General features: G+C 70.7%; 26 protein-coding genes. 11 read left to right on the forward strand and 15 right to left on the reverse strand.

Features of this window, described 5'->3' with window-relative positions; translation table 11 throughout:
• Positions 1–18: 18 nt before the first annotated feature.
• On the reverse strand, positions 19–549 hold the full coding sequence (locus AB0J80_RS03000) for a hypothetical protein (RefSeq protein WP_364699627.1): 531 nt from the start codon (positions 547–549) through the stop codon (positions 19–21).
• A 23-nt stretch (positions 550–572) separates the two neighbouring features.
• Entirely contained in the window at positions 573–2,690 is a 2,118-nt protein-coding gene (locus AB0J80_RS03005) for a hypothetical protein (protein WP_364699630.1), read from the reverse strand.
• A 139-nt stretch (positions 2,691–2,829) separates the two neighbouring features.
• On the opposite strand from AB0J80_RS03005, the gene AB0J80_RS03010 reads away from it, so the two are divergent.
• Positions 2,830–3,039, forward strand: a complete 210-nt coding sequence (locus AB0J80_RS03010) for a DUF397 domain-containing protein (protein ID WP_364699632.1) — start codon at positions 2,830–2,832, stop codon at positions 3,037–3,039.
• Here the strand turns inward: AB0J80_RS03010 and AB0J80_RS03015 are convergent.
• The 3 genes from AB0J80_RS03015 to AB0J80_RS03025 are packed head-to-tail and all read right to left on the reverse strand — an operon-like array spanning position 2,996 to position 5,495.
• Entirely contained in the window at positions 2,996–3,754 is a 759-nt protein-coding gene (locus tag AB0J80_RS03015; RefSeq protein ID WP_364699634.1) for a DUF6082 family protein, read from the reverse strand. The two genes, AB0J80_RS03010 and AB0J80_RS03015, sit on opposite strands and share 44 nt — an antisense overlap.
• Before the next feature lie 47 nt (positions 3,755–3,801).
• On the reverse strand, positions 3,802–4,383 hold the full coding sequence (locus tag AB0J80_RS03020) for a phosphoesterase PA-phosphatase (RefSeq protein WP_364699636.1): 582 nt from the start codon (positions 4,381–4,383) through the stop codon (positions 3,802–3,804).
• Positions 4,380–5,495, reverse strand: coding sequence for an aminotransferase class I/II-fold pyridoxal phosphate-dependent enzyme (locus tag AB0J80_RS03025; RefSeq protein ID WP_364699638.1), 1,116 nt, complete (start codon positions 5,493–5,495; stop codon positions 4,380–4,382). The genes AB0J80_RS03020 and AB0J80_RS03025 overlap by 4 nt, the downstream gene beginning before the upstream one ends.
• 60 nt (positions 5,496–5,555) lie before the next feature.
• Between AB0J80_RS03025 and AB0J80_RS03030 the strand changes: the two genes are divergently transcribed.
• Positions 5,556–6,038: an Lrp/AsnC family transcriptional regulator gene (locus tag AB0J80_RS03030; protein ID WP_364699640.1), complete on the forward strand. Its 483-nt coding sequence runs from the start codon at positions 5,556–5,558 to the stop codon at positions 6,036–6,038.
• On the opposite strand, the gene AB0J80_RS03035 is transcribed toward AB0J80_RS03030, so the two are convergent.
• The 3 genes from AB0J80_RS03035 to AB0J80_RS03045 are packed head-to-tail and all read right to left on the reverse strand — an operon-like array spanning position 6,027 to position 7,394.
• Entirely contained in the window at positions 6,027–6,521 is a 495-nt protein-coding gene (locus AB0J80_RS03035; protein ID WP_364699642.1) for an SRPBCC family protein, read from the reverse strand. The genes AB0J80_RS03030 and AB0J80_RS03035 overlap by 12 nt on opposite strands.
• Positions 6,505–6,858: a metalloregulator ArsR/SmtB family transcription factor gene (locus AB0J80_RS03040; protein ID WP_364699645.1), complete on the reverse strand. Its 354-nt coding sequence runs from the start codon at positions 6,856–6,858 to the stop codon at positions 6,505–6,507. The genes AB0J80_RS03035 and AB0J80_RS03040 overlap by 17 nt, the downstream gene beginning before the upstream one ends.
• Before the next feature lie 44 nt (positions 6,859–6,902).
• Positions 6,903–7,394 carry a MarR family winged helix-turn-helix transcriptional regulator gene (locus tag AB0J80_RS03045; RefSeq protein WP_364699647.1) on the reverse strand — a complete coding sequence of 164 codons (492 nt, stop codon included), beginning with the start codon at positions 7,392–7,394 and terminating at the stop codon, positions 6,903–6,905.
• A gap of 89 nt (positions 7,395–7,483) precedes the next feature.
• Here AB0J80_RS03045 and AB0J80_RS03050 point away from each other — a divergent pair, with 89 nt between their 5' ends.
• On the forward strand, positions 7,484–8,053 hold the full coding sequence (locus AB0J80_RS03050) for an NAD(P)H-dependent oxidoreductase (RefSeq protein WP_364699649.1): 570 nt from the start codon (positions 7,484–7,486) through the stop codon (positions 8,051–8,053).
• Positions 8,054–8,091: 38 nt separating this feature from the next.
• On the opposite strand, the gene AB0J80_RS03055 is transcribed toward AB0J80_RS03050, so the two are convergent.
• Entirely contained in the window at positions 8,092–8,550 is a 459-nt protein-coding gene (locus tag AB0J80_RS03055; RefSeq protein WP_364699651.1) for a lamin tail domain-containing protein, read from the reverse strand.
• Positions 8,551–8,745: 195 nt separating this feature from the next.
• Here AB0J80_RS03055 and AB0J80_RS03060 point away from each other — a divergent pair, with 195 nt between their 5' ends.
• From AB0J80_RS03060 to AB0J80_RS03070, 3 genes are read left to right on the forward strand one after another with little or no spacing between them, the layout of a single operon-like run.
• Positions 8,746–9,624: a G5 domain-containing protein gene (locus AB0J80_RS03060; protein ID WP_364699654.1), complete on the forward strand. Its 879-nt coding sequence runs from the start codon at positions 8,746–8,748 to the stop codon at positions 9,622–9,624.
• A 42-nt stretch (positions 9,625–9,666) separates the two neighbouring features.
• A complete protein-coding gene (locus tag AB0J80_RS03065; RefSeq protein ID WP_364699657.1) occupies positions 9,667–10,494 on the forward strand; it encodes a nucleotidyltransferase domain-containing protein in 828 nt (275 codons plus the stop codon).
• Entirely contained in the window at positions 10,491–11,234 is a 744-nt protein-coding gene (locus AB0J80_RS03070; protein ID WP_364699659.1) for a peptidase E, read from the forward strand. The genes AB0J80_RS03065 and AB0J80_RS03070 overlap by 4 nt, the downstream gene beginning before the upstream one ends.
• On the opposite strand, the gene AB0J80_RS03075 is transcribed toward AB0J80_RS03070, so the two are convergent.
• From AB0J80_RS03075 to AB0J80_RS03090, 4 genes are all read right to left on the reverse strand, one after another.
• The gene (locus AB0J80_RS03075; protein WP_364699662.1) at positions 11,231–12,910 is read right to left on the reverse strand and encodes a ThuA domain-containing protein; all 1,680 of its coding nucleotides are present in this window, start codon (positions 12,908–12,910) and stop codon (positions 11,231–11,233) included. The two genes, AB0J80_RS03070 and AB0J80_RS03075, sit on opposite strands and share 4 nt — an antisense overlap.
• Complete coding sequence (locus AB0J80_RS03080; protein ID WP_364699665.1) at positions 12,907–15,699, reverse strand: PQQ-dependent sugar dehydrogenase; 2,793 nt, start codon at positions 15,697–15,699, stop codon at positions 12,907–12,909. Before AB0J80_RS03080 ends, AB0J80_RS03075 begins: the two co-directional genes overlap by 4 nt.
• Positions 15,700–15,878: 179 nt before the next feature.
• Positions 15,879–16,241, reverse strand: a complete 363-nt coding sequence (locus tag AB0J80_RS03085) for a PH domain-containing protein (protein ID WP_364699668.1) — start codon at positions 16,239–16,241, stop codon at positions 15,879–15,881.
• A 10-nt stretch (positions 16,242–16,251) separates the two neighbouring features.
• A complete protein-coding gene (locus AB0J80_RS03090; protein WP_364699671.1) occupies positions 16,252–16,563 on the reverse strand; it encodes a pterin dehydratase in 312 nt (103 codons plus the stop codon).
• A 182-nt stretch (positions 16,564–16,745) separates the two neighbouring features.
• On the opposite strand from AB0J80_RS03090, the gene AB0J80_RS03095 reads away from it, so the two are divergent.
• Complete coding sequence (locus AB0J80_RS03095; protein ID WP_364699673.1) at positions 16,746–17,183, forward strand: (deoxy)nucleoside triphosphate pyrophosphohydrolase; 438 nt, start codon at positions 16,746–16,748, stop codon at positions 17,181–17,183.
• Here AB0J80_RS03095 and AB0J80_RS03100 read toward each other — a convergent pair.
• Entirely contained in the window at positions 17,157–18,695 is a 1,539-nt protein-coding gene (locus tag AB0J80_RS03100) for a long-chain fatty acid--CoA ligase (RefSeq protein WP_364699675.1), read from the reverse strand. The two genes, AB0J80_RS03095 and AB0J80_RS03100, sit on opposite strands and share 27 nt — an antisense overlap.
• Before the next feature lie 143 nt (positions 18,696–18,838).
• Here AB0J80_RS03100 and AB0J80_RS03105 point away from each other — a divergent pair, with 143 nt between their 5' ends.
• On the forward strand, positions 18,839–20,125 hold the full coding sequence (locus AB0J80_RS03105; protein WP_364699678.1) for an RNA-guided endonuclease TnpB family protein: 1,287 nt from the start codon (positions 18,839–18,841) through the stop codon (positions 20,123–20,125).
• Here the strand turns inward: AB0J80_RS03105 and AB0J80_RS03110 are convergent.
• Positions 20,070–21,242 (reverse strand): acyl-CoA dehydrogenase family protein, encoded by a 1,173-nt coding sequence (locus tag AB0J80_RS03110; RefSeq protein WP_364699681.1) that lies wholly within the window; start codon positions 21,240–21,242, stop codon positions 20,070–20,072. The genes AB0J80_RS03105 and AB0J80_RS03110 overlap by 56 nt on opposite strands.
• A gap of 55 nt (positions 21,243–21,297) precedes the next feature.
• Between AB0J80_RS03110 and AB0J80_RS03115 the strand changes: the two genes are divergently transcribed.
• From AB0J80_RS03115 to AB0J80_RS03125, 3 genes are read left to right on the forward strand one after another with little or no spacing between them, the layout of a single operon-like run.
• A complete protein-coding gene (locus AB0J80_RS03115; protein WP_364699684.1) occupies positions 21,298–21,927 on the forward strand; it encodes a TetR/AcrR family transcriptional regulator in 630 nt (209 codons plus the stop codon).
• Positions 21,924–23,318: an aldehyde dehydrogenase family protein gene (locus AB0J80_RS03120; RefSeq protein ID WP_364699687.1), complete on the forward strand. Its 1,395-nt coding sequence runs from the start codon at positions 21,924–21,926 to the stop codon at positions 23,316–23,318. Before AB0J80_RS03115 ends, AB0J80_RS03120 begins: the two co-directional genes overlap by 4 nt.
• A complete protein-coding gene (locus AB0J80_RS03125) occupies positions 23,315–24,418 on the forward strand; it encodes an alcohol dehydrogenase catalytic domain-containing protein (RefSeq protein WP_364699690.1) in 1,104 nt (367 codons plus the stop codon). The genes AB0J80_RS03120 and AB0J80_RS03125 overlap by 4 nt, the downstream gene beginning before the upstream one ends.
• Positions 24,419–24,423: the final 5 nt, after the last annotated feature.

Here is a 24,423-nt window from a genome sequence, read left to right on the forward strand (position 1 = left end):
CCTCAACCGGGGTCGAGGTCAACGGGATTCGCGCACCCGGATGAGACGGCGCGGCAGGGTGGCCGCGAAGGACAGCAGGCCCATCCGTACGGCGAGCGCCCGGTGCGGGTGCGGGTGGCCGTCCCGGTGCAGGGCCGCCAGCCAGCGCTTCTCCAGCTTGCGGCCGCCGATCATCGTGCCCACGGACAGGGCGATACCGGCGCCCGTGACGATGAGGCTTTTCTTGCTGATGGGCAGCGGCGCATCAGCGGAACCCAAGGCAGCGGAGGGAGCGGGGACGGCCGGGGGTGACGAGGCTGCCGGGGGTGGGGAAGTGGCCGGGGGTGAGGAAATGGCCGGGTCGGGGCTGCGGCGTGGGGAGGGCTGGCGGTCGCGGGGGTCGTCGGTGAAGGCCCAGTCGCGGATCGAGGCCACGGCGGAGAGGGTGACGACCGCGCCCGCTCGGCTCAGCCTGCGCTTGGCGGGCGGGAGCTCTCCGGCCGCGACCCACACGCCGGTCAGCAGGCCCTGCAGCGCCGCGGCGCCGACTGCTCGTACGTAGGTGTTCATGTCCCGACGGTACGAATGGCGATCTACTGCACGTCGACGTAGTCACCTCCGCTCGTCACCGCGGCCGAGGTCGTGTCACCCGGCCAGGTCCACCGGTAGGAGCCGTCAGCGGATGCCGCCACGGTCGTCTTGAGCTTGCCGTTGGTGTCGGTCTTCGCCGTCTTGACCGTCTTCCAGGTGGCCGTGCCCGACTTCAGGTACTGCAGGGTCACGGTGCGGCCGGCGTACCCCTGGAAGGTCCACGTCTCCCAGCCGGCCCGGGTGAGCGTGCCCGCGATCGTGAGGGTCTTGCCCTTTTTCACCGGCTCGGGCGTGGCGTCGGCGGTCAGCTTGGTGAGGCGCTGGAGAGTGGCCGTGCCGGCGGTGTGGCGGTCGGTGAAGCCGCTGCCGTCCGTGGTCCGGGCCCAGGCGGCGACCTTCCACGCGCCCGCGAGCGCGTTCTTCGCCGCGTCCACGCGCACGTCCATCGTGAAGCGGGCGGTGCACACCGATGTGGTGTCGCTGGACTTGACGCAGTCGGCCGGGCCGTTGCCGAGGATCACGCCGTCGGGGGTCTGGTAGGAGCCGTGGTAGAGGTACGCGTCGCCGTCGGCGATGCCCGAGGGGTCGCTCGCGGTGAAGGTCGTCGTGAACGACCTGCCGCCCGACGTGCCGAAGGTCAGGTCCTTGCCGCCGTTGACGGTGACCGCGGCGATCCTGGTCGCTCCCGCGGTCTGGTCCGGCGGGCTCGCCGGTCCGGCGAAGGCCCGGATGACGGTACGGCGTAAGCGCCCGCCCCGGTCGTTCTCGGCGGTGAGCCGCAACGAGATGAACGCGGCGGAGGCCGGCACGGTCAGCGTTGCGCCGCCGAGCGTCGTCCAGGTGCCCCCGTCGTCGGTCGAGTACTCGATGCCCGTGACCGTGGCAGCGCCGCCGCCTCGCGTCTGCGCCGCCGGTGTGAGCTGCACGGTGGTGGCGGCGCGGTTGTGGGCGTCCAGGCCGGTGGCGGTGACGCCGGCGTCGATCAGGGGCAGCGGTCCGTCGCCGGGTGCGGTGACCGTCCACTCGCTGCGTACCTTCGTCGACAGCTGCGACCACGCCACCTTTCGCGTGACCGTCTGGTCGACCCGGACGACGTCGTCCTCGACAGTGGCCTCGTGATGCTCCGCACTCCGAGCGTCGTATCCCGCGTTGCCGGCGGCATCGGCGTAGGCGGCGGGTTCGTCGACGCGGACGGTGCCGCCGGTGCGGGCCGAAGCGCCGCGCCCGGGGGCGAAAGGCCCGGCGCCGGCGGTGGTCGCCGCCGCGGTGCCGGCCGCGAGCGTGCGGTCGGGCAGCGCGAGATAGCTCCCGGCGCTTCCGTATGTCAGCCGGCGCTGCAGCGCGGTGCCGGGCGTGACGTACTCGGTGACGGTGCCGGGCAGCCGCACGGGCGACTCCAGATAGGAGCCACTCCAGCCGCCCTTGACCGCGGAGCCGAGCGCGCCGAAGGTGGTCACGCCCTGCGCGCGCAGGCTCGTCACGGTCTTCGCCAGCCGCCCGGTGGTCACCTTGACCACCGGCGCCGCCGGCACCGTCGTGGTGAAGACGTGGTAGAGGTCATACCGGTACGGACTGGGCACCGCGGTCGACGCCCCCGCCTTCGTGAGCAGCTCGTGCAGGCGCAGTGAGACGCCGGCCACGCTGAACGGCGTCACATAGTTCTTCGCAGGCCCGCCACCCGTGAAGCCGACCGTGTCACCGCCGGTCACGGTGAGCCAAGCGGCGGAGTTCGCCCGTTTGGCAGTGGTGTCGTCGGCGGTGATGCCGGTCTCCTTGGCGGCGCGCTCGTCGAGGGTGACGGTCAACCCGGCGGTGCTCACCTTGAAGGTGCGCACGAGGAGATAGTTGCGCTGGCGGTAATACCCGTAGCGGGCCACCGCGAGGTAGTCACCGGGCGGCAGATCGACCGAGCCGGTGGTGCTGTCACCGTCGCCCTGCACCACGTGGTACTTCCAGGTGCTGCGGTTCCACACGTACAGGAAACGGTTGGAGAGTGTGGCGGTCGCGCTGATGCTCAGCTTGACCGGGTAGGTCGCGGCGGCGGCCGCGGGCAGCGGCACCAGCACGGCCAGCAGAGTGATCGCCAGTCCGTAGGCGTAAGCGCGAATGCCTCTCACCATGGCGGCCACAGTAGAGGGACGGTGTGACACTTCGCCTCGGCTTAAAGGTTCGATGAACCCCTCGGCCGGGCGACACGCACGGTGCGGCACTGGCTCTTCTGGAGCGATCAGGCGTCTCGTCCGCTACCGTGCGGGCCTCATGGACGAAGCGGTGGTGTGGCGCAAGAGCAGCAGGTCTCTGGCGCAGAGCAATTGCGTCGAGGTCGCCGTCGACGGCGGTGTGGTCCGGGTCCGTGACTCCAAGAATCCGAAGCAACCCGCATTGTCCTTCCGCGCCTCCCGGTGGCGCGAGTTCATCGAGGCCGTCAAGGGCGGCGACCTCGCTCCGGCCGGTGAAGCCGCCGACTGATTCCGATGGCGGCGATCACGACGATCAGCGAGGTCGCCCCGGTGGCATACCGCCGCCACTTCGGCGGTCCCGGGGAGGGCTCCGGCTGTACGGCGGATGTTTCCTCCGCGGAGCAGCTGGCCGAGACGATGCTGATGAAGCGCCGCCGACGGGGGTGTGTGACCGTGCCGATCCATCCGTCGCCGCCCCGCGTACGCCACCATGCGCGGGCGATCTCACTGCGGAACATGCCGGTGGTCAGGTCTTGAAGCTCGCAGTCGTCGATCTCGCCGAGTTCCCACATGGACAGCCAGTAGTTCATCAACAGGTTGGCGTAGACCTGCTGCCGCCCGTGCGGTGCGGTCGCGAGATCGGCGTCGACGGCGGCCATCAGGTCGAAGTTGTCGAGACCCAGCTTCACGAGCTCGAAATGCTGCTGTCGTTCGATCATCGCCATCTCCTGCCTGATCTGACGCTGTTGAAAGGCGAGAGATGCGCCGACTCCGCATAGTGCGGCGGCGGAGAGCAGGGCCGACGCGCCACCGTACGCGTCGCCGACATCCGCCATCCGGTCCCACGACAGCCGATGGCCGGACAGCCGTACAGCGAGGACGGGGAAGCTGAGAAGCAAGGCCGCCGCGAACAGGACGCCGAGGAGGACGGCAGCTGTTCTGGCTTTCGGTGGTGCGGGCAAGGTGACTCCCGGCATCGCATCGAGTAACCGACTGATGTCCATCTGTCACTCAGCATGACAGTGCGGGGCCAAGGTGGAGGACGGCGTGGTCAGCGGAGGGCGGGGAAGACGGTGGCGGCGATGAGTCCGCCGACGAGCGCTCCCGCGACGACCTGGGCCGGCGTGTGCGCCGACAGCCGGACCCGGGCCCAGCAGGCGAGCAGCACGAAGGGCAGGCTGAGCAGTCCCGCCGGGCCGTAGACGGCGGTGAGGGTCGCGGCGGTGCCGGCCGCCACGCCGGCGTGGATCGACATCTTCCACCAGTGCGTGACCAGCGTGAACACCAGCAGGCCGGTGCCGCCCGCCGCCAGCAATGCCAGCACCTCGCGGGGGGCGCCGAGCAGGAGCAGTGCCAGCAGGCCGGCGGTGACCGATGCGATGCCGAACAGCAGCGGTACGCGGCGGTGTTCGCGTTCCGGGATGTGGTGGTTGGTGAGCCGGCCGGTGCGGACGCCTCGCAGGACGTACGCCAGGGGGATGCCCGCCGCGAAGACGGCGCCGGGCAGGCCCCACCATCGGGAGACGCCGGGTGTGTCGCCGGCATGCCAGCCGACCGCGAGCATGAGGCCGGCCACCAGGACCGCCGGGGCGAGGAGCTCGGAGGCGATCCGGGCGGCACGGTCGGCGGTCACCCCTCGATGATCGCAAGCGCCTTCGAGAGGTCCGTCCACAGGTCGTCCACATCCTCGAGGCCGACCGAGAGGCGCAGCAGCCGGTCGCTGATGCCGCCCTCGGCCCGGGACTCGGCGTCGATCACGCCGTGGGTCAGGGAGGCCGGGTGCTGGATGAGGCTGTCGACGCTGCCGAGGCTGACGGCCGGGGTGATCAGGCGGACCGCTCCCACCACCGCCCGCGGGTCGCCGGTCACCTCGAACGCCACCAGCGCGCCCAGGCCCGGGTAGTGGACCTCCGTCACGGCCGGGTGTTCGGCCAGCCGGGCGGCCAGGGTCGCGGCCGTCTGCGAGGACGCCTTCATCCGTACGGGAAGAGTCGACAACCCTCGCAGCAGCAGGTAACCGGCCAGCGGGTGGAGCATGGCGCCGGTCGCGAAGCGGATCTGGCGCAGCCGCCGCGCGAAGTCGTCGCCGGTGGCCACCACCCCACCCAGCACGTCGCCGTGGCCGCCGAGGAACTTGGTGGCGCTGTGCAGCACGATCCGGGCGCCCGACTCGGCCGGCCGTTGCAGGACGGGCGTCGCGAACGTGTTGTCCACCAGCAGCGGGACATCGCCGCAGGCGTCGGCCAGCGCGCGGAGGTCGACCGTGGCGAGTGTCGGGTTGGCGGGCGACTCGACGATCACCATGCCGGTGTCGTCGCGCAGCGCCGCCCGCACGGTTTCCGGCGTCGCCCAGGTCACGGTGGTGCCGAGCAGGCCCGAGGCGAGCAGGTGGTCGGTGGTGCCGTAGAGCGGGCGGACGGCGACCACGTGCGGGGTGCCGGCCGCGGCGACCGCGATCAGGCAGGCGGTCAGCGCCGCCATGCCGCTGGCGAACGCCACGCTGTCGGCGCAGCCCTCGAGCTCGGCCAGCGCCTGCTCGAAGCGGTCGACGGTGGGGTTGCCCACCCGGCCGTAGACCGGTGGGCCGGGGATGCGCTCGCCGGTGGCGAGCGTCTCCAGCCGCGCGGCCTCGGCGTGGGTGTCACGCGCGGGGTAGGTCGTCGACAGGTCCAGGGGTACGGCGTGCAGCCCCAGGGCGACCAGGTCGTGGCGCCCCGCGTGCACTGCCCGGGTGGCAATCTCCATGGGCTGAGTGTCGCCAGCTGCGACGGGCCGGTGGGTGATCCGCCGAACTATCTTCGGTGTATGGGCGTTGATCTGCAGTTCGATCCGGTTGATGTCGCGATTCTGCGCCTGCTGCAGAACGACGGCCGGATGGCCAACAAGGATCTCGCGGCGGCGGTCGGCGTGGCGCCGTCGACCTGCCTGGACCGGGTGGCCAGGCTGCGCCGGGCGGGCGTGATCACCGGTTACGCCGCGCAGGTCTCCCCGGCGGCCGTCGGGCGTGACGTCGAGGCCCTGCTGATGGTGCAGGTGCAGCCGCATTCCCGGGGCGTGGCCGATGCGTTCGTCGCGCACGTGCTGTCGCTGCCGGAGACCCGGGCGCTGCACCACGTGACCGGGGCGGACGACTTCATCGTCCACGTGGCCTGCGGCAGCAGCGCGGACCTGCAGCGGCTGGTGCTCGACGAGTTCACCGCGCGGCGGGAGGTCGGGCGGGTCCAGACCCATCTCATCTTCTCGACGTGGTCCGGGCCGCCCGTCCTGCCGTACGCGTCAGCCGAGTGACGCCGCCACCCGCTCGAGCGCGTCCATCGACTCCTGCATGCCGCTCTCCATGCCGGAGGCGATCACGGCGTCGCGGCCGGCCCGGTCGCGGTGCTCGCTGAGCATCTCCATGAACGTCCGGCCGTCCTTCTCGGTGAACGTGGTCGTCACCAGCGCCGCGTTGCCGTCCGGGTCGGGGATGCCCTCGTACGCCTCGGTGTTGACGAGCCGCCCGGGCTCCTGGATCTCGCGGTACTCCCCGTGGAAGGCGACCTCGAAGCCGCCGTTCGCCTCCATCACGTACCGCCACCGGCCACCGACCCGCAGGTCGACCTCGGCGCTGGTGACCGTGCCCTTCTCGCCGCTCCACCAGCGCTTGATGAGCTCGGGGGTGGTGTACGCCTTCCACACCAGCCGGGCCGGCGCGTTGAACTCGCGCGTGATGAGGATCTGCGTGTCGGTGGGGAGGGTGACCTTCGCCGTGCCCTTAGTCGTGCTCGTCATCGCGTGTCTCCGCTTCCTTGAGCCCTTCGAGGACGTCGTCCATGAGGTCGAACCGCGTGTTCCAGGCCTGCTCGTACTTGCGGAGCCAGTCGTGGATGGGCCGCAGCGGTTCGGCGTTGAGCCGGTACATCCGCTGCCGGCCCTCGTCGCGGACGTGCACCAGGTCGACCTCGCGCAGGACGCGCAGGTGCTTGGAGACCTGGGGTTGGGCGAGTCCGAGCAGCTCGACGAGGTCGTTGACGGGGCGTTCGCCCTGCGCCAGGAGGTCGAGGATCTGCCGTCGCCGGGGCTCGGCCACCGCGTTGAACGCGTCCGTCGTCGTTGCCGCTCGTGCCATGCGCCAATCGTATACCCATAAGGGAATACGTCAACCGGGGCCTGTCACTCGTCGCAGCCGGCGCCGTCGCACGCGGACGGCCCGTCGCCGGTCATCGCGGCGAGCGCGGCGGCGAGCCGGGGCAGGTCCAGGTCGCCCAGGTGGTCGAAGATGTGCCGGCGCACGCTGGCCAGGTGGCTGGGCCAGGCCTCGCGCAGGCGGGCGAGCCCGGCGTCGGTCAGGACGGCGTTGGCGCCGCGCCCGTCGGCCTCGCAGCGGATCCGCTCGACGAAGCCGAGCGACTCGAGCCTGCCGACCAGGCGGGTCATGCCGCTCAGGGACATGTCCGCGGCGGCGGCGAGCTCGCTCATCCGCATGACCCGGCAGGGTGTCTCGGAGAGGTGGCGCAGAACCTGGTACTCGCTGAGAGACATGCGTTGATCGCGTTCGAGGTCCGCGTCGAGCATCCGGGGGAGCATCCGCATGATCCGGCCGAGCGCCCGCATGACGGCCTGCTCCTCCTGGCTGAGGGGCTTGGGCGCCGGCGCGGTGGGCATGACTTTGATCGTACGACCTTGACAGCGGTGAGCGGCCAGGTATTTGCTTGACGAAGCAAGAACCCGTCGACACATCGGAGTCCTGATCCATGACCAAGATCGGCATCATCCTCGGCAGCACCCGTCCCGGCCGCAACGGCGAGGCCGTCGCCAAGTGGGTGCTGGCGCAGGCGCAGCAGCGCAGCGACGCGGAGTTCGAGCTCGTGGACCTGCTCGACTACCAGCTGCCGCACCTCGATGAGGCGATCCCGCCGTCGGCGGCCCGGTACACCCAGCCGCACACGCTGGCGTGGGCCGCGAAGATCGCCTCCTTCGACGGCTTCGTGATGGTCACCCCGGAGTACAACCACGCGACCTCCGGCGCGCTGAAGAACGCGATCGACTTCCTCTTCGCCGAGTGGAACAACAAGGCCGTCGGGTTCGTCGGCTACGGCTCGGTGGGTGGCGCGCGGGCCATCGAGTCCCTGCGGCTGATCGCCGGCGAGCTGATGATGGCCGACGTCCGCGCGGCGGTGACGCTCTCGCTGGCCACCGACTTCGTCAACTACAGCCAGTTCAACCCGGGCGAGCACCAGGCCGGCGCACTGACCACCGTGCTGGACCAGGTCGTCGCGTGGAGCAGGGCGCTCGCCCCGCTGCGCGCCCCGGTCGCCGCCTGAGACGGTTGCGGGCCCGCCGGGGGGCGGGCCCGCAACTCTCAGCAGGCCACCCAGGTGCGGTTCTTCTTGGACTTCCACGAGCAGCTGTCGAGCTGCTTGCCCGACGCGTTGCGCAGGTACGCCGTGTCGCCGGTGTTGTTCCACACGTAGTTGCCGCTGCCCCAGTAGCGGTGCTTCCCGGTGTTCGAGCCCTTGCCGGTGTGCAGCCAGAGCCGGCCGCCGTTGCCCGCGATCGACACGGCGCCGAACCTGTACACGTGGTTGGACGCGTCGCGGATCGTGTAGCCGCTGAGGTTCACCGCCCGGCTGCCGCTGTTGACGAGGGAGATCCACTCGTTGTCGAGGCTGGTGGCGCTGCGGTTGTCGGTGCCCGGGGAGTCGTACTGGGCGCCGTGGAACCGCAGTGCGGGGGTCGCCGCCGAGGCGGGATCGCCGGCCGCGAGGGAACCGGTGAGGGCCACTGCCGCCGCCGCGAGGATGCTGACCGTTCTGCGCACCGTGCCTCCAGATGTCGTTCTCTGTGTCGCAGCATTCTCAGGAGGTGCGGGGGCGGGACGGTGTCACATACCCGTCCGTCGCGGCACGGTCATCCTTTCGAGTACGGCTTCGATGCTGGCGCTGCGCGCGTGCAGCCGCACAATGCTGGGGTGCTAAACCAGACATCTAGTGATTCCTGGCAGCATTTGCTCGAAATGCCGCGAAAGTCATTCTGGGCCCGCCTGCCGTTCGGCGTCCGGATGGCCACGGCAGGCCTCGGCGTTCTCGCCCTGGTCGCCGGTACGGCGGGCGGGGTGGCCGCGGTGACCGGCGACGGCCCGGCTCGTCCGGTCACGGCCGTCAAGCAGGAAGCCGTGGTCGCCGCGCCGCTGGAGGCGCCCGCCGAGCCCTCCGCACCCGACGAGGGCGGCATCGGCCAGGCCGTGGACGCCGACGTGCCGCCGATCGACGCCGACCGCTCCGGGCCCGGGGAGGCCGACCGCACCGCCACGCGTAGCCCTCGCCGGACCACAGCACCCGCTGCGCCCGCGCCGACAGCGACGGCGACCAAGCGGGTCGCTGCCGCGGCCGCGGCGGGTCCGGCCGTCCGCATCGCGCGGATCTCCGAGACACAGACCATCCCGTTCCGCACGATGCTGGTCCGCGACCCGTCGCTGCCGCGCGGGAGCAAGCGCGTGCAGACCGCGGGCGTGCCCGGCGAGCGGGTGCTGCACTACGAGGTGACCTACACCGGGACCAAGGAGACCGCGCGGCGGCTGCTCGACTCCACCGTCACCCGGGAACCGACGCACCGGGTGATCGCGTTCGGCGACCGGCGCGGCGGCGGGGACGGCCACCACGACGGCCACCGTCCCGGCCGCGACTGCGGACGTGGCGGCCCCGAGTGCACGCCGATCGGGCGCAGCGCCGTGTGCAGCGACGAGACCGCCCCGGAGGAGGAGAACCTTCTCGACCAGCACCTGGGGTTGCTCAGCGCCGAGGACCTGGACGCGCTGGACCTGACGCTGCCCTGTGAGGACGCGACCGAGCCGGCGACAGTGGAGCCGGAGAAGCCGGCGGAGCCCGCTAAATGACTCGCCGTGCCCGGGCGTGGGGCGAAGACTGACGTCGTGTCCGTGAGTGATGCGCGACTGCACGAGCTGGCGGCGCGCCTGGTGGCCGTGCCGGGGATCGTCGGCGTGCTGCTGGGCGGCAGCCGGGCCCGCGGCACCCACACGCCCGACTCGGACACCGACCTCGGGCTCTACTACCGGCCGCCGCTGGACGTCGAGGCGCTGACCGCCCTGGCACGGGACGTCGGCGGTCCCGCGGCGAGCGTCACCGCGCCCGGCGGGTGGGGACCGTGGGTGGACGGCGGCGGGTGGCTCACTGTCGACGGCGCCGCCGTGGACTGGATCTACCGCGACCTCGACCGGGTCACCCGCGCCGTGGACGACGCCCGGCAGGGGCGCTACTCCTTCCACGTGCAGGCCGGTCATCCTCTCGGCGTTCCGGATTTCGCGTACGCCGGGGAAGTGGCCCTCGGTGTGCTCCTGGCCGACCCGTCAGGGGAGCTGGCCTTGCTGCACGAGCGCGCGGGGACCTATCCGCCCGCGCTGCGCGACGCGCTGATCGCCGGACTGTGGGAGGCGGACTTTCTCGTCGGGGTGGCCCGCAAGGCCGTGTCCCGCGGCGATGCGAGCTACATCGCCGGCTGCCTCTTCCGGGTCACCGGGGTCTGCGCCCACGCGTTGCACGCGGCCGCCGGGCGCTGGCTGATCAACGAGAAAGGTGCGGTGGCCGCGGCGGCGGCGTTGCCCGGTGCGCCCGAGCGCTTCCGGCAGCGGGTCGACGCGGCGTTCGCCTGTGTCGACGGCGATCCGGTGCATCTCGCCGAGGCGCTGGACCAAGCCGCGGACCTCGTTCTGGACACCGCGGACGCGTGCGCCATGATGGCGCGATGACGGCCGACGAACCCACCATCCTCGCCACCAGCGCCGGCTTCGAGCGCGGCAAGTACGGCATCTTCGACCTGCGCCCCGGACCGATCCACCATTTCGCGGCGGAGCTCGCCGACGCCGGGCCGACCGCGAAGGTCTGCTTCCTGCACCAGGCCGTCGGCGATCCGGAGAACTGGATCGGCGCGACGTACGCCGCGTTCGCCCGTACCGAGTACCGCACCTCGCACCTGCAGCTGTTCCCGATGCCCAACCACGACGACGTCCGCGCGCACCTGCTGGACCAGGACGTCATCTGGGTCAACGGCGGCAGCGTCGCGAACCTCTGCGCGGTCTGGCGGGTGCACGGCCTCGACGAGATCCTGTACGAGGCGTGGCAGGCCGGCGTCGTGCTGGGCGGGGTCTCGGCCGGCTCGATCTGCTGGCACGTGGGCGGCAGCACCGACAGCTTCGGGCTGGAGCTGCGCGGGTTCACCGACGGGCTGGGCTGGCTGCCGTACAGCAACGGGGTGCACTACGACGCCGAGGAGCAGCGCCGGCCGAAGATGCACGAGCTGATCGGCGACGGCACCCTGCCCGACGGGTACGCGACCGACGACGGCGCCGGGCTGGTCTACCGCGGCACCCGGCTCGCCGAGGTGGTGGCCGACAAGGAGGGCGCACTGGGCTACGAGCTGAAGCGGGCAGCGGACGGCTCGGTGACCGAGACGCCGCTGCCCACCCGCGTGCTCAAGCCCAACCCCTAGGGCAGCACCCACTTCTGGTTGGCGGCGCCGGCGATGCAGTCCCAGATGTGGATCTGCTGGCCGTCGGCGGAACTGTTCTCCGACACGTCGAGGCAGCGCCCCGACTGCGGGTTGCGGATCGTGCCGTCGGGCTGGGCCGACCAGGTCTGCGCTCCGGTGGTGTTGCAGGTGTAGAGCTGCACCTTCGTACCGTTGGTCCGCGCGCCCCCGGCCACGTCGAGGCACTTGCCGAGCGCCTTGATCGTGCTGCCGGGGGTGACGGTCCAGCTCTGCGCCGCGGACGTGTTACAGGTGTAGAGCTGGATCTTGGTGCCGTCGGCGGTGGCGGCGCCCGCCACGTCGAGGCACTTGCCGGCCAGGCCGCGGACCGGACCGGTGCGCACGGCCGGCGGCGGGTCACCGCCGAGCTCCTTGATCCGGACGTTGCGGAACGAGGCGTCGTCGCCGTCGCCGTGGTTCTGCAGCCCGATGTGGCCGGCGAGCGAGCGGGCCGGGTCGGTGTCGGTGAAGTCGTTGATCTTCGTGCCGTTGAGGAACACCTGCAGGTGCTCGCCCTCCACCAGCAGCTCGTAGGTGTTCCACTCGCCGGGCGGGTTCAGCGCCGCGTCCCGGGCGGCGATGTCGGCCGACTTGAACGTGTAGACCGCGCCGGTGGTGCGGTCGGCCGCGTCGGTGGCGTCGATCTGTACCTCGTAGCCGTTGTTCACCGCCGACCACGGGTCGGTCGAGGGCGGGAAGCCGATGAAGACCCCGGAGTTGTCGTCGCCGGCGAGCTTCCAGTCGAGCTTGAGCGAGTAGTTGGTGAACTGCTTGGCGCTGTACCAGTACAGGCCCATGCCGCCGGTGGAGGTGAGGGTCGCGTCGGTGTTGGTGAAGCCGCCGGGGCCCGCCTGGGACCAGCCGGTCGTCGCGCCGTTGTAGAGCGCGGTGTAGCCGACCTCGGGGCGGCAGTCGGCATTGCTCTGCCGGGCCGCGTAGCGGATGCCGCCGAGCAGGTGTGCCCGGAAGGCGGGGTCGGCGTACGACTCCTGGGTGTGCCCGCCGCCGGTGTAGAAGGAGCGGCCGGAGGAGAGCGTCTTGCACCAGGCGTGCGGGTGGTCGGCGCCCATGCCGCCGCCGGTGTACGTGCTCTCGTCCAGGCTGGCCAGCACGTGCGCGCTCGAGCGGGGGTTGGTGCGGTAGTTGTACCACTCGTCCGTACGGTTCCAGCGCTGCGGAAGGTGCGCGGTCGCCGCGTGCGCGCGGTCCTCGACCACGACGGTGGCCGGCTGGATCGCGGGGTGCGAGGCGAACCAGGCGCCGACCAGCTCGCCGTAGAAGGGCCAGTCGTACTCGGTGTCGGCGGCGGCGTGCACGCCCACGTACCCGCCGCCACCGCGGATGTAGCTCTCGAAGGCGGTCTGCTCGGTGGTGTTCAGGACGTCCCCGGTGGTGTTCAGGAAGACCACGGCCTCGTAGCCGGCCAGCCCGGCCGTGGTGAAGACCGCCGGGTCCTCGGTCGCGGTGACCGAGAAGCCGTTCTGGGCCCCCAGGTCGCGGATGGCCTGGGTGCCCGCCGCGATCGAGTCGTGCCGGAAGCCGGCCGTCCGGGAGAAGACCAGCACGTCGTACGGGTCGTCCGCGACCGCCGCCGGCGCGGGTGTCAGCAGCAGAGCGGCGAGCAACTTTCCGATCATGGCAGCACCCACTTCTGGTTGGCCGCGCCGGCGATGCAGTCCCAGATGTGGATCTGCCGGCCGTCGGCGGAACTGTTCTCGGACACGTCGAGGCAGCGCCCCGACTGCGGGTTGCGGATCGTGCCGTCGGGCTGGGCCGACCACGTCTGGGCGGCGCTGGTGTTGCAGGTGTAGAGCTGCACCTTCGTACCGTTGGCGGTGTTGCCGCCGGCCACGTCGAGGCACTTGCCGAGCGCCTTGATCGTGCTGTTCGGGCTGACCGTCCAGGTCTGCGCCGCGGACGTGTTGCAGGTGTAGAGCTGGATCTTGGTGCCGTCGGCGGTGGCGGCGCCCGCCACGTCGAGGCACTTGCCGGCCAGGCCCCGGATCGGGCCGGGGCTGCTCAGCGTGAACGCGTCCACGTCGAACAGTGCGCCCGTGCCGCCGGAGAACATCAGGTAGAGCGTGCCGCTCGCCGCCGGGGCGCCGCTGATCGTCCCGCTCACGGTCGTGAAGGTCTCCCAGCCGCCGGTCACCGGAACCATGGCGGAACCGAGCACCGTGCCGGTGGGCGAGCCGGTCCGCAGCTGCAGCGTGCCGCCCGCGCCGCCGGAGGAGACCCGGGCGCTGAACGAGGTCGCCTTGTCCAGCCGGTACGGCTCGAACGACACCCAGTCCCCGTTGTCGATGTTGCCGACAGTCTTGCCGCCCTCGGCCTGCGTCTTGGTGATCGGGTCGACGCCGGAGGAGGCCTTGTAGTGCTCGGCCTGGCGGTGCCGCGGCTGCAGGGTGTGCTGGGTGTGCGTGGTCAGGCCGCCGGCGTCGGTGTACTCGGCGTCGAAGACCGCGAAGATGTTCGCCGCCGAGTCGTGCTCACCGTCGACGGGGATGGTGATCGAGCCGGTGCAGCCGTTCTGCGACGTGATCTGGTGGCCGTGGCTGTCGTGGCCCAGGACGTACGTCATCGTGACCCTGGTGCAGTCGATCGCCGTGTCCTCGGGGTCGGTGACCGTGATCGAGAAGGGGACCGTGTCGCCGTACGAGAAGAGCGAGCCGTTGGGCGGGTTGTTGATCCGGACCGTCGGGGCGGTGTTGCCGACCGTGATGGCGACGCTCGCCGTGCCGGTCAGGCCTTCGGTGTCCCGGACCGTCAGGGTCGCCGTGTACTTGCCGTTCGTCGTGTACGTCTTCGTCGGGTTGGCCGCCGTCGAGGTGGTGCCGTCGCCGAAGGCCCACGAGTACGTCAGCGCCCCGTGCTCCGGATCGGACGAACCGGCCGAGGAGAAGGTCACCGACAGTGGCGCCTGCCCGGACGCACGGTTGGCGCTCGCGACGGCGGTCGGCGCCCGGTTGGAGCCGGCCAGGTAGTCGAAGCGGTAGAGCGCCGAGTTGGCGTCGCCGTTGAAGTAGCCGGTGCCGTAGTCGAGGACGTAGAGCGAGCCTTCCGGCCCGAACGCCATGTCCATGACCTGCTTGCCGGCCCAGGGGAACGCGGAGATCTCGCCGCGCGAGCCGTCGGCGTTGACGTGGATGGGCTTGATCCAGCCGCGGCCGAGCTCACCGGCGAAGAAGTGGCCGTCGAGGTCGGCCGGGAACTTCGTGGGCGAGTTCAGGCCGGCGTCGAAGTGGTAGACCGGGCCGCCCATCGGGGACTCCGAGCCGCTGCCGAACTCGGGCGGGGTGCCGCTGTCGCCGCCGTACTTGATCCAGGCGGGGCGGGCCGGGGGCAGCTTGGCCTGCCCGGTGTTGCGGAACGAGTTGTTCGTCGGCCCGCCGGCGCAGTCGTACTTGGGTCCGGTGCTGTTGGTCGTGAAGTTCCACTCGTTGTACGTCTCGGTGCTCGTGTTCGAGCCGGTGCAGTACGGCCACCCGTAGTTGCCGGGGGTGGTGATCCGGTTGAACTCCACCTGCCCGCCCGGCCCGCGGTTGGGGTCGGTGGCGCCCGCGTCCGGTCCGTAGTCGCCGAGGTAGACGACGCCGGTCGCCTTGTCGACGCTCATCCGGAACGGGTTGCGGAAGCCCATGGCGTAGATCTCGGGCCGGGTCCTCGCGATGCCCGGCGCGAAGAGGTTCCCGCTCGGGATCGAGTACGTGCCGTTGGCGTTCACCTTGATCCGCAGCACCTTGCCCCGGAGGTCGTTGGTGTTGCCGGCGCTGCGCTGAGCGTCGTAGCCGGGGTTGCGGTCGGTGCGCTCGTCGAGCGGCGAGTATCCGGCGGAGTCGAACGGGTTGGAGTCGTCGCCGGTGGAGAGGTAGAGGTTGCCCGCCGCGTCGAAGTCGATGTCGCCGCCGACGTGGCAGCAGAGGCCGCGGTCGGCCGGCACGTCGAGCACGTCGACCTTGCTGCCGGTGTTGAGGGTGAAGTCGGCGTTCAGCGTGTAGCGCGACAGCCGGTTGACGCCCTGCCAGCTTCCCCAGGTCGTCCCGCTGGTGGGGGCGTCGCCGGTGGGGGTCGAGAGCGGCGGCGCGTAGTACAGGTAGATCTGCCGGTTGGTGCTGAAGCCCGGGTCGACGCCGACGCCCTGCAGGCCTTCTTCGTCGTGGCTGTAGACGGCGATCGTGCCGATGACGGTGGTGGTGCCGTTGGCGTCGGTGCGGCGCAGGGTCCCGTTGCGGGCGGTGTGCAGGACGGACCGGTCGGGGAGCACGGCGAGCGCCATCGGCTCGCCGACCTCGTCGACGCCCTTGGCGAGGGTCACCTGCTGGTAGTCGTCGGGGTTGATGTCGTGGGCTTCCGCGGGGCCGGCGACGGCGACGAGCAGGCCCGCCACCAGCACCGCCACCGCGGCTATCGATCGAGACCTGGACATGCATCTATGTATTGGAGACATAGCGGTCCGTCCTGTAATGGCGGCGTAACGGTGAAGAAACGTTAAGCACTTCTGGATCAGGTGTCCATACTTTTCGATGTGCCGTATGGACTTTTGTCTATGACGACAAAAGGTGCGCCGCCCCGGGAGGGGCTGCGCACCTTGGGGTGAAGCGGGCGTCAGGACGCGTAGTGCAGGATCACGTTGTGCACGTGGTGGGTCTTCTCGGAGCCGCGGAACTCGATCTCGTAGACGTGCTGGCCGACCGTGATGGCGATGGTGCCGGTGGAGAAGTACTGCCCCGCCCAGCTCTTGTTGCTGACCACGCTCACGCTGCTGATCTTCGAATACGGGATGCTGGTGATCGCGAAGCGCTTGCCGACGAACGACTTGTCCTGGATGATCACCCGGCGGTCCGTCAGGCCGATGAAGCCGGTGCCGACGCCGACCGCGTCGTAGACCGCGATGACCTGCTCACCCTCGAGGAGGCCGGACACGACCTGCTGGTACTGACCCTTGCTGTCGTACACCGGAGCCGTCATGGCGCCAAGATTACTGAGGTCCCACCACTGTGCGGTAGGCGTCCTCGATCCGGGCAGCCAGGGTGACCTCACCGTCGGTGATGGCGCCGCCGTCCGACGCGCCGAGCAGGATCTGCGTGTGACCGTTCGCGCGCTGGATCCGCGGGCGCAGGCGCAGCGTGTCGGCCGCGACCTTGATCCGCTCCGTCAGCGCGGCGTGCTGGCTGTCGTCGCAGGCGAGCACGCGCTTGAGCTGCACGCCGTCCTGCGTCCAGCCACCCAGCACCGCGAGCGCGTCGCTGAGGTAGTCGGGGCGGGTACCCCGTAGTTTCCTGCCCCGCATGGCCGCACCTCCCTGGCGTCGTTGCCGGCTTGTGGCCAAACTGTCGCCATGTCGTCATGGTCGGTGCCCACAGTCTTGTCTCCGCTGTCAACGATGTCCACGCCCACATATCCGTGTTCTCGTGACGATCGGGACGCATCGCTCAACCTGATCGGTCAAGTTTTATGGCACGCTCTTGGTTCATGCCCCTTGGACAGCACGTCAGCGGCCTGTCATCACCCAGAGTGATTGTCGCCGCCGTGATCGTCATGGCCGGCCGGGTGCTGGCCTGCGAGCGGTCCGCGCCGCCGGAGGTCGCCGGGCGCTGGGAGTTTCCCGGCGGCAAGGTGGAGCCGGGGGAGACCGATGCCGAGGCGCTGGCGCGCGAGTGCGTCGAGGAGCTCGGCGTACGCGTGGAGGTGGGCCCCCGGGTCGGGCCGGACGTGCCGCTGGCCCACGGCCGCGCCGTCCTGCGCGTCTTCGCGGTGACGCTGCTGGACGGCGACGTGCCGCGGGCCCTGGAACACACGGCGATGCGCTGGCTCGCCGTCGACGAGCTCGACAGCGTGCCGTGGCTGCCCGCCGACGAGCCGATCGTGGCGGAGCTGCCCGCGCTACTGGCCGCCGATCGTCCGGCGTAGTTCCCGCTTGAGCACCTTGAAGCTGGGTCCCATCGGCAGCTCCTCCACGATCCGGACCTGCCGCGGGTACTTGTGCCGGCCCAGCCGCTCCTTCGACCACTCGATGAGGTCGGCCTCGGTGACGCCCGCCTGGTCCGGGACCACCACCGCACAGATCTCCTCGCCGTGCACCTCGTCCGGCACGCCGATCACCGCCACCTGCACCACGGCGGGATGCCGGGCCAGCACCTCCTCGACCTCCCGCGGATAGACGTTGAAGCCGCCGCGGATGACCAGGTCCTTCTTGCGGTCGACGATGGTGATGAAGCCGTCGGCGTCCTTGGTGCCCAGGTCGCCGCTGCGGAACCAGCCGTCCACCAGCGCCTGCGCCGTCTCCTCGGGCCGGTTCAGGTAGCCGGCGAAGACGTTGTGCCCGCGGATCACGATCTCGCCCAGCTCGCCGGTGGGCAGCAGCTCGATCCGCTCGTCGACCTCGGCGCGGGCGATCTCGACCTCCACACCCCAGATCGGGTGGCCGATGGTGCCGGGCCGGGTGCCGAACGCCGGCTGGTTCGTGGTGGCGGTCGGTGAGGTCTCCGACAGGCCGTACCCCTCGAAGATGGTGGAGTGGAAGGTCTCGCTGAACCTCTCCAGGACGGCCACCGGCAGCGATGCGCCGCCGGAGACACAGACCCGGAGCTGAGGGAGCTTGTCGGCCTTGGCGGCCGCCTCCAGCAGGGCGATGTACATCGTCGGTACGCCGTGAAACACCGTCACGCCCTCACGGACCATGAGGTCGATCGCCGCCTCCCCGGAGAACCGGGCCAGCAGCACGAGCGTCCCCCCGAAGCGGAAGGTGCCGTTCATGCCCACGGTCTGGCCGAAGGTGTGGAACAGCGGCAGGCAGCCCAGCACCACGTCGTCGGTGCGGATCTCGTTGGCGTCGAACGCGTTCACGGTCGCGTTCATCACCAGGTTGAGGTGGGTGAGCAGGGCGCCCTTCGGCTCCCCGGTGGTCCCACTGGTGTAGAAGACGACCGCGACGTCCTCGGCCTCGCGGGACACGTACGACCGCAGCGCCGGGACCGAGGCGGCGGCGTCCTCCAGCCGCGGCGGTGCGCCGGGCAGATCGGCCGGGAGCGGTCCGACACTGACCAGCTTCACGCCCGCCTTCTGCGCGGCCGCCGCCGCGGTCTGCAGCTGGCTGGAGTGCGCCACGAGCACGTCGGTGCCGCTGTCGCGCAGGACGTACGCCATCTCGTCGGGCGTCAGCAGCAGGTGCACCGGCACCACGCGCGCCCCCGCAGCCAGCGCGCCGTAGTAGACCCGCGGGAAGTCGGTGAGGTTCGGAACTGCCACCGCGACGGTGTCGTCCGGGCCGACGCCGAGCTGCTGCAGCCCGGCGGCGTAGGAGAGGGTCTGCTGCCAGAGATCCCGGTAGGTCGTCCTGACCGTGCCGTCGACCACCGCAATTTTGTCCGGATACTTTCGTGCTGCTTCGGCAAGGATGGTGGCCAACGACAGAACGGTCATCAGAGTCCTTCCATGGTTGCCCGTGGGCTCGGGTCGGGGGAGAGGGCGGATCCCTTTGCGGAGTGGTACAGCAAAGCCGATCCACTGCCGTCAATCAGCGTGTCACCGCGAAGTGCGCCCACCGGCTTGCTGGTTTGCGCGCCGTGGGCAGGACGGTGAAGCGGGCGTTCAAGTTCCGCTTCTACCCGACGACGGAGCAGGCCGACCTGCTGAACCGGACATTCGGGTGTGTTCGCAAGGTCTACAACCTGGCGCTCGCCGCACGCACCGAAGCCTGGTGTCAGCGTCAGGAACGGGTCAGCTACAACGCCACCTCGGCGTCGCTGACCGCGTGGAAGAAGACTGATGAACTGGCGTTCCTCAACGAGGTGTCCTGCGTGCCGTTGCAACAGACGCTGCGGCACCTGCAGGATGCGTTCACCGCATTTTGGAACAAACGCTCCCGCTACCCACGGTTCAAGAGCAAGAAGCGCTCGCGGGCATCGGCGGAGTTCACTCCGTCCGCGTTCCGGTGGAAGGACGGCCAGCTTACGCTGGCCAAAATGGCTGGGCCGCTCGACATCGTTTGGTCCCGGCCCCTTGCCGAGGGTGCTTCGCCCTCCACGGTGACCGTGTCGCGTGACAGTGCCGGCCGCTGGTTCGTGTCTCTGCTGTGTGAGGACTCCGTCGACGCCCTCGCTGCAAGCCAGAACTCCGTCGGTATCGACCTCGGCCTGGACCACCTGATCACCCTGTCCACCGGTGAAAAAGTGGCCAACCCACGGCACGAGCGGGCCGACCGCAGGCGTCTGGCGAAGGCTCAGAGGAAGTTGGCGCGCAAGGAGACGGGCAAGGACAGGAAGAACCGGGCAAAGGCCCGCCTCAGGCTCGCTCGTATCCATGCCAGGATCGCCGACCGCCGTCGGGACAACCTGCACAAGCTGACGACTCGACTCGTGCGTGACAACCAAACGCTCGTGATCGAGGACCTGAGTGTGCGCAACATGGTGAAGAACCACCGCCTGGCCCGCGCGATCAGCGACGCCTGCTGGCGGGACCTGCGCACCATGCTGGAGTACAAAGCCGCCTGGTACGGCCGGGACCTGGTCGTGATCGACCGCTGGTATCCCTCGTCCAAGGTGTGCTCTGCGTGTGGCGCTATCACGGAGAAGTTGCCGCTCAACGTACGGGCGTGGACCTACCGAATATGCGGCACCGACCATGACCGCGACGTCAACGCGGCGCGCAACATCCTGGCCGCCGGTCTGGCGGTGTCGGCCTGTGGAGCCGGTGTAAGACCTCAACGGGAGTCCTCCCGGGTGCGGCAGTCGGCGTTGAAGCAGGAAAACCCAAGGGCGACCAAGGGAATCCCCCTCCCTGAGGAAGGGGAAGATGTCAAGCCAGGTGCCCTCCGATCTTGGTGTACCCGCGCAGGAGGTCGCGGGAGATGATGAGGCGCTGCATCTCGTCGGTGCCCTCGTAGATGCGCATCAGGCGGACCTGCCGGTACCAGCGCTCGATCGGCAGCTCGCGCGTGTAGCCCATGCCGCCGTGGATCTGCATGACCCGGTCCACCACGTCGTTGACCATCGTCGCGCCGTACAGCTTGGCCATCGAGGACGCGTGCCGGGGGTCCCAGCCCTGGTCGACGGTCCAGGCGGCGCGCAGGATGAGCCAGCGGGCCGCCTCGAGCTCCACCTCGGAGTCGGCGATCATCCACTGGATCGCCTGGTTGTCGCCGATCTTGCGGCCGAAGGTCTCGCGGGTGTTGGCGTACTCGATCGCCATGCCGAGCGCCCGTTCCGCGATGCCCAGGGCGTTCGACGGGATCAGGTAGCGGCCCTTGCCGATCCACTGCATGCCCAGCTCGAAGCCCTGGCCGACCTCGCCCAGGACGTTGCGGTGCGGCACCCGGACGTCCTCGAAGACTAGCGCGGCCGGTCCGCCCTCGCCCATCGTCTGGATGAACTCGGAGCGCCAGCCCATCGAGCGGTCGACGAGGAACGCGGTGGTGCCGCCGCCGCGTACGCCCTTCTCCCGGTCGGTCACCGCGACCACGATGACGAAGTCGGCGTCGTTGCCGTTGGTGATGAACGTCTTCTCACCGTTGAGGACCCAGTCGTCGCCCTCGCGCCGGGCGCTGAGCTTGATGTTCGCCGCGTCCGAGCCGGCGCCTGGCTCGGTGATCGCGAAGCAGGAGATCCGCTCGCCCTCGATGGTCGGGACCAGGTACTCCTTCTTCTGCTCGTCGTTGGCGTAGTACAGGATGTTGTCCGCCTCGCCGCCGAAGCGGAACTGGACGAAGGTGCGGCCGATCTCGGTCCAGATCAGCGACTGCATGACCGCGGGCAGGTCCATGCCGCCGTACTCCTCGGGGGTCGACAGGCCCCAGAAGCCGAACTTCTTCGCCTTGAGCTGCAGCTCGCGCAGTTCGCTGCGGTCCAGGCCGGGCTGGTGGGCGCGCTCGCGGCGCAGCGCCTCCTGCTCCAGCGGCATGACCTCGCGGGTGATGAACTGGCGGGCGGTGTCGCGGACCGCCCGCTCTTCGTCGCTGAGTGAAAAGTCCACGTGCTAAAACTAGCGTTGTAAGTTTTCCGGAGTCCAGAGGTTCAGGAGCGTCAAAATGGCCCGCCCCCGCGGAACGTTGCTCACCCGCGAGCGCATCGTCGAGGTGGCCGGCGCGCTCGTGGACGCGGAAGGCCTGGAGGCGGTGTCCGTCCGCCGGCTCGCCACCGAGCTGGGCGTCGCCGGGCCGTCGCTCTACAACCACTTCCCCACGAAGAACGAGATCCTCGACGCCGTGGCGGACGCGGTCGTCGCCCAGGTCGACGTGTCGTTCTTCGCGACCCACGAGTGGCAGGACGCACTGCGGCTCTGGGCGCACTCGTATCGCGGGGTGCTGCTGCAGCACCCGAACATGGTGCCGCTGTTCGCCACGGGCCCCGGCCGCCGGCCGGCCGCGCTCGCCATGGCCGACACCGTGTACGGCGGCCTGATCAGGGCGGGGTGGCCACCCGCCCGAGCCACCCACATCGGCGCCCTGATGCGCTACCTCGTCACCGGCGCGGCGCTGGGCTCCTTCGCGCTGGGCTTCGACGAGGACCCCCAGGTGTACGCCGAGCGCTACCCCCACCTGCGCGACGCCCACCTGCTCGCCGAGCACCGCCGCAGCGTCGACGAGGGCGCGTTCACGCTCGGCCTGGAAACCGTGGTCACCGGCCTCGAGGCCATGAAGAACGGAGTGCTGCGTTGAACCGGGACAGGCTGTACATCGGTGGCCGGTGGGTCGCCCCGTCGTCGTCGGAGACCATCCCCGTGGAGAACCCGGCGACCGAGGAGACCCTCGGTCACGTCCCGGCAGGCACCGCCGACGACGTGAACCGGGCCGTCGAGGCCGCACGCGCCGCCTTCGACGGCTGGGCGGCCACCTCGATGGCCGAGCGCGGCGCCGTCCTCGGCAAGCTGCACGAGGCGCTCGCGGCCCGGGCGGCCGACATCGCCCGCACCGTGGGGCTCGAGCTCGGCACGCCGCTCAAGATCGCCAAGGCGGTCCAGGCCGGACTGCCGCTCACCGTCCTGCGGGGGTACGCCGACCTGGCGGCCCAACCGGTACGCGAGGAGACGATCGGCAACTCGCTGGTCGTGCGCGAGCCGGTGGGCGTGGTCGGGGCGATCACCCCGTGGAACTACCCGCTGCACCAGATCGTCGCCAAGGTGGCCGCCGCCCTCGCCGCCGGCTGCACCGTCGTGCTCAAGCCGAGCGAGCTGACGCCGCTCACCGCGTACCTGCTGGTCGACGCGGCCGAGGAGGCCGGGCTGCCGGACGGCGTGCTGAACCTGGTGCCGGGCACCGGCCCGGTCGTCGGCGCCGCGATCGCCGGGCACCCGGACGTCGACATGGTGTCGTTCACCGGCTCCACGGCCACCGGCCGGGCCGTCTCGCACGCGGCCGCCGACCGGATCGCCCGGGTCGCGCTGGAGCTGGGCGGCAAGTCCGCCAACGTGATCCTCGAGGACGCGGACGTCACCAAGGCGGTGAAGGTCGGCGTCGGCAACGCGTTCCTCAACTCCGGCCAGACCTGTACGGCGTGGACCCGCATGCTCGTGCACCGCAGCCACTACGCCACGGCGGTCGAGCTGGCCGCGGCCGCCGCCGAGGGCTACCGCACCGGAGACCCGTTCGACGAGGCGACGCGGCTGGGCCCGCTGGTCTCGGCGGGGCAGCGCGAGCGGGTACGCGGCTTCATCGAGCGTGCGGACGCCCGGCTCGTCGCGGGTGCTGCGCCCGTACCGGAGAAGGGGTATTTCGTCGCACCCACGGTCTTCGCGGACGTGGACCCGGACAGCGAGCTCGCCCAGGAGGAGATCTTCGGGCCGGTGCTGTCGATCATCGGTTTCGACGACGACGACCACGCCGTGCGGATCGCGAACAACTCCCGCTACGGCCTGGCCGGCGGGGTGTGGGGCAGCCCCGACCGGGCGCTGGCGGTGGCCCGGCGGATGCGCACCGGCGCCGTCGACGTCAACGGCGGCGGGTTCAACCCGATGGCCCCGTTCGGCGGCTACAAGCAGTCGGGCATCGGCCGCGAGCTGGGCGTTCACGGCCTCCAGGAATTCCAGCAGACGAAGGCGATCCAGCAGTGACGGCATACGTCCACGCCCTCGTGGCGCGCGGCCCGGGCAGCAAGCCCGCGGTCGAGGAGGTCCACCTTCCCGAGGTCGGCCCCGGCCAGGTCCGGGTCCGCATCCGCGCGGCGGGCGTGTGCCACTCCGACCTGTCGATGGTCAACGGGACGCTGAGCCCGCCGTGGCCGCTGATCCTCGGCCACGAGGCGGCCGGCGAGGTGGTCGAGGCGGGCGCGAACGTCACGGTCGCCCCGGGTACGCACGTCGCCCTCAACTGGTCCCCGCCCTGCCGCGACTGCTGGTTCTGCACCCACGGCGAACCCTGGCTCTGCGCGACGGCGAACGTGGCGGCGCTGGAGAACGGCATCACGCTCGACGGCGCGCCGGTCCACGTGACGCTGGGGCTGGGCGCGTTCGCCGATCAGGTCGTGGTGCCGGAACGGGCCGTCATCCCCGTACCGTCGGAGCTGCCCTGGGAAAGCGCGGCCCTGCTGGGCTGCGCGGTGCTGACCGGGACGGGCGCGGTCCGCAACACGGCCCAGGTGGCCGAGGGCGACTCGGTGGTGGTGATCGGCCTCGGCGGCGTCGGCCTGTCGGTCGTGACGGCGGCACGCGCGGCCGGAGCCACCTCGGTGATCGCGGTGGACGTGTCGGAGGGCAAGAAGGCGCTTGCCGAGGCGGCGGGGGCGACGGACTTCGTGGTCTCCGGCGAGACGCTCTCCAAGGACATCCGGTCGCGGACGGCCGGCCGGGGCGCCGACCACGCCTTCGAGTGCGTGGGCCGTGCGGCGACCATCCGGGCGGCGTGGCGGGCGACCCGGCGCGGCGGTCAGGTCACCGTCGTGGGCATGGGCCGCGCCGACGACATGGTCCAGCTGAGCGCGCTGGACATCTTCTCGTCGGCACGGACGCTGCGGGCTTCCGTGTACGGGTCGGCCGATCCCGACGTCGAGGTGCCGCGGCTGGCCCAGGAGGTGGTGTCGGGCGCGCTGAAGCTCGACCACCTGGTGACGGACCGGATCGGGCTCGCGGACGTGCCGGCCGCCTTCGAGCGGATGGCCCGCGGCGAGGGAGCCCGCTCGGTCGTCCGTTTCGGCGCGGAGGCCTCGGGTAGCTGATCGTC

Source organism: Actinoplanes sp. NPDC049548 (assembly GCF_040676695.1).
Lineage (GTDB): Bacteria > Actinomycetota > Actinomycetes > Mycobacteriales > Micromonosporaceae > Actinoplanes.

Bases quoted from the DNA above. Each gene is read 5' to 3' on its own strand.
- AB0J80_RS03000 (WP_364699627.1), bottom strand. From the start codon at position 549: ATGAACACCTACGTACGAGCAGTCGGCGCCGCGGCGCTGCAGGGCCTG.
- AB0J80_RS03005 (WP_364699630.1), bottom strand. From the start codon at position 2,690: ATGGTGAGAGGCATTCGCGCTTACGCCTACGGACTGGCGATCACTCTG.
- AB0J80_RS03010 (WP_364699632.1), top strand. From the start codon at position 2,830: ATGGACGAAGCGGTGGTGTGGCGCAAGAGCAGCAGGTCTCTGGCGCAG.
- AB0J80_RS03015 (WP_364699634.1), bottom strand. From the start codon at position 3,754: ATGGACATCAGTCGGTTACTCGATGCGATGCCGGGAGTCACCTTGCCC.
- AB0J80_RS03025 (WP_364699638.1), bottom strand. From the start codon at position 5,495: ATGGAGATTGCCACCCGGGCAGTGCACGCGGGGCGCCACGACCTGGTC.
- AB0J80_RS03030 (WP_364699640.1), top strand. From the start codon at position 5,556: ATGGGCGTTGATCTGCAGTTCGATCCGGTTGATGTCGCGATTCTGCGC.
- AB0J80_RS03035 (WP_364699642.1), bottom strand. From the start codon at position 6,521: ATGACGAGCACGACTAAGGGCACGGCGAAGGTCACCCTCCCCACCGAC.
- AB0J80_RS03040 (WP_364699645.1), bottom strand. From the start codon at position 6,858: ATGGCACGAGCGGCAACGACGACGGACGCGTTCAACGCGGTGGCCGAG.
- AB0J80_RS03045 (WP_364699647.1), bottom strand. From the start codon at position 7,394: ATGCCCACCGCGCCGGCGCCCAAGCCCCTCAGCCAGGAGGAGCAGGCC.
- AB0J80_RS03050 (WP_364699649.1), top strand. From the start codon at position 7,484: ATGACCAAGATCGGCATCATCCTCGGCAGCACCCGTCCCGGCCGCAAC.
- AB0J80_RS03060 (WP_364699654.1), top strand. From the start codon at position 8,746: ATGCCGCGAAAGTCATTCTGGGCCCGCCTGCCGTTCGGCGTCCGGATG.
- AB0J80_RS03070 (WP_364699659.1), top strand. From the start codon at position 10,491: ATGACGGCCGACGAACCCACCATCCTCGCCACCAGCGCCGGCTTCGAG.
- AB0J80_RS03075 (WP_364699662.1), bottom strand. From the start codon at position 12,910: ATGATCGGAAAGTTGCTCGCCGCTCTGCTGCTGACACCCGCGCCGGCG.
- AB0J80_RS03080 (WP_364699665.1), bottom strand. From the start codon at position 15,699: ATGTCCAGGTCTCGATCGATAGCCGCGGTGGCGGTGCTGGTGGCGGGC.
- AB0J80_RS03085 (WP_364699668.1), bottom strand. From the start codon at position 16,241: ATGACGGCTCCGGTGTACGACAGCAAGGGTCAGTACCAGCAGGTCGTG.
- AB0J80_RS03090 (WP_364699671.1), bottom strand. From the start codon at position 16,563: ATGCGGGGCAGGAAACTACGGGGTACCCGCCCCGACTACCTCAGCGAC.
- AB0J80_RS03095 (WP_364699673.1), top strand. From the start codon at position 16,746: ATGCCCCTTGGACAGCACGTCAGCGGCCTGTCATCACCCAGAGTGATT.
- AB0J80_RS03100 (WP_364699675.1), bottom strand. From the start codon at position 18,695: ATGACCGTTCTGTCGTTGGCCACCATCCTTGCCGAAGCAGCACGAAAG.
- AB0J80_RS03115 (WP_364699684.1), top strand. From the start codon at position 21,298: ATGGCCCGCCCCCGCGGAACGTTGCTCACCCGCGAGCGCATCGTCGAG.